Origin of the sequence: Vibrio sp. V42_P2S4T144 (genome assembly GCF_009904715.1) — a bacterium.
GTDB classification, from domain to species: domain Bacteria; phylum Pseudomonadota; class Gammaproteobacteria; order Enterobacterales; family Vibrionaceae; genus Vibrio; species Vibrio alginolyticus.
The window spans coordinates 1-2,353 of sequence record NZ_WXWS01000195.1 but is presented as its reverse complement, the minus strand read 5'-3'; the positions used below and the strand labels follow the sequence as shown (position 1 = coordinate 2,353).

The 2,353-nt window shown below is 43.6% G+C and carries 3 protein-coding genes; all 3 read right to left on the bottom strand.

What is annotated here, in order from left to right:
- Positions 1–21: 21 nt before the first annotated feature.
- Positions 22–354, bottom strand: a complete 333-nt coding sequence (locus tag CAG68_RS06810) for an MSHA biogenesis protein MshK (protein WP_154204999.1) — start codon at positions 352–354, stop codon at positions 22–24.
- Positions 347–997 (bottom strand): type II secretion system protein GspM, encoded by a 651-nt coding sequence (gene gspM / locus CAG68_RS06805; protein WP_005381197.1) that lies wholly within the window; start codon positions 995–997, stop codon positions 347–349. Before gspM ends, CAG68_RS06810 begins: the two co-directional genes overlap by 8 nt.
- The coding region (locus CAG68_RS06800) for an MSHA biogenesis protein MshI (protein ID WP_161440952.1) at positions 994–2,353 on the bottom strand (1,360 nt) is incomplete at its 5' end. The genes CAG68_RS06800 and gspM, both read right to left, overlap by 4 nt.

Genomic DNA, 2,353 nt, shown 5'->3' with positions numbered 1-2,353 from the left:
TATCTGATCGGGCTCTGGTTATTATTGTTTTACGTTTAAATCAAAAAGCTCTAGGTCCCACTGACGGTTACCACGCTTTAAAGTTACAAATTCACTATTAATGCTCGCGACGCGATAACCCTTAAATAGCTCGCCTTTTTCGACAAGTTTGTTATCCATAATCGCGATACAATCAGTACTTGGCTTACACACAATACTGGTGAGCTTAGGCAGTCGATACCGTTTAACTTTTGGTTTCGCTGACGTTTCAACCGCTGGCTTTTCCCAACCAAGTGGGGCCGTTGGGTCCTGGTTTGCCCAAGCGGTTCCTGCCGCAGCCATAACAAGCAATGAGATGATGAGTTTGTTAACCACCAATAAACTCCTCTCTAGATCCTAGTGTGTAGACTTCTAACACAAGCTTCGCTTTCGGGTACTCTTCGACTTTATAACTAAAGCTGCGCCAGTAATAACTCGCAGGAAGGCTCTCCAATTTATTCAGATAATTAGCAATAGAAAAATAGTCACCAGTCAGTTCCATACGAACAGGATGCACGTAGTAACCAGAGTATTGCGATGCTTCTTTATCTTCCGTTATTGGCTCAGATGGCAAGGTTTGCAGAGACAAAAGGTGAATGCCACTTTGCTGCTCCAACACATTTTCAAGCAGCTCAGCCATTTGCGAAGGTGTAATAAGATGCTCGATGATCTCCGCTAATTGCATCGAAAGATGCTGACTCTCAGCTAACAGATTAGATATCGCGCGATCAATCTCAGCATTTGGATCTTTCTTAAGTTGCGCCTGAATACGTAGCGTATCGATTTCAATCTTTTGATTGGCTTGCTTTAAATTACTTAGTTGCCTCTCATTACTGATGATCTCGTTAAGCTTTGGCTCCAATACCAGCGTAAAGAGCAACATGATCACGACAACTAAACCGCACAATGCGGTGAGCACTTTTTCACGCGTACTCATTTCGCCAAAGCGCCCTTCTAATGAGAGCCAGAATTCGTTCATTTCTCTTTATCCTCGCGCGTTTTTAGTTCAAACGTCACAATATCCTTATCATTTCGACCTATTTTGACGTCGTCAAACGTTCGACCAACCAAGCTAATTTCGTTTTTAAATTGGCTAACCCAATTTGGCACTGAGCTCGGTTGTTTCGCTAGCCCCTTCAGGTCTAAGGTATGGGTATTGATTCGAATTTCGGACAAAGAAATTTCTTGGTTTCCTAGCTTCGCTAATGATTGCATCACGCCAGAGTAACCCGTGCGTTGCGAGTCATCGTATTTCCCGACAGCTTTAAGCGAGTCTCGCTTCGCCTTGACTTCACGCTCTAAGCGGGCTTTAGCTGCCAGCTTATTATTGTCAGGTTGATGTTTACGTAGCTTGACTTGATAACGTTCAAGCTCTGACTTCATGATATCGCCTTTACTTTTTACAATAGCAATCTCATCTTCCAAACCGCTGCTCTGCCAAGTGACATAACCGTAAGAAAATAGAATTGCAGCCGCCGCAACGCCCCAAGATAACGCGATATTTTTTAGCGTCAGGAGCTCTTTTTTCGGTTTTAAGTAATCGGGATATAAGTTGACGCGTCGAGTATTTGAAGTAGCCGCAGTGTCAGCCAAAACATGTCCTGATAGCTCATGTTCTGGTGGTAATAACGGTGAAACCTTAGTGCTTAAACGGTAATTAAGAGCCTGAACAAGCTCGCTCTCATCCTCTTCATCGCAGCACACTTTCAATTGATGTAATTGCACATGGCGTAACTGAGATGAAAGATAATCAATCGAACGTTGCAGTTCTAACGACAGACTGTCCATCTGTAAATCGCTAGACGGAACCCCCGTTAATGGTGGCGTCACACTGCGAATAGAGCGGTGGAACGCAATAGTATTTTCGACAAAAGCGCTTATACGGAAATGACCACGCACACTGCGTTGTAATAATAGGAAGTTTCCTAGTTCACCCGCAGTCTCTCCCCAAATATCGTCTTCAGGAAGAATGGCTTCTAGTGGTAACTGGGCTCGGCTGGCCAGTAACACAATCTTATCCAATATTTTTCGCGATAAGACGTATGCTTGCACTTTGGTTGAATTCGGTAACTCGACCGCATCGGCAATAATGTCGATGGCACGCTCAGAGATCAGTTCTTTCAACAAAAACGGTAATGCAGCTGGCCATTCTTGACGCGGCATGACCGGTTTGTCGATTTGGTACATCTGGTAATAGTTATGAGAAAGAATAACCGTTAATGAATCATACGCACTCGCTGCAACGCTCAATGCTTGCTCAACGGCTTTTTCCCAATTGGACTCAGAAATATCAAATTGGTATGGACGACTACTTTTGATTGAAGATGATAAATAA

Bases quoted from the DNA above. Each gene is read 5' to 3' on its own strand.
- gspM (WP_005381197.1), bottom strand. From the start codon at position 997: ATGAACGAATTCTGGCTCTCATTAGAAGGGCGCTTTGGCGAAATGAGT.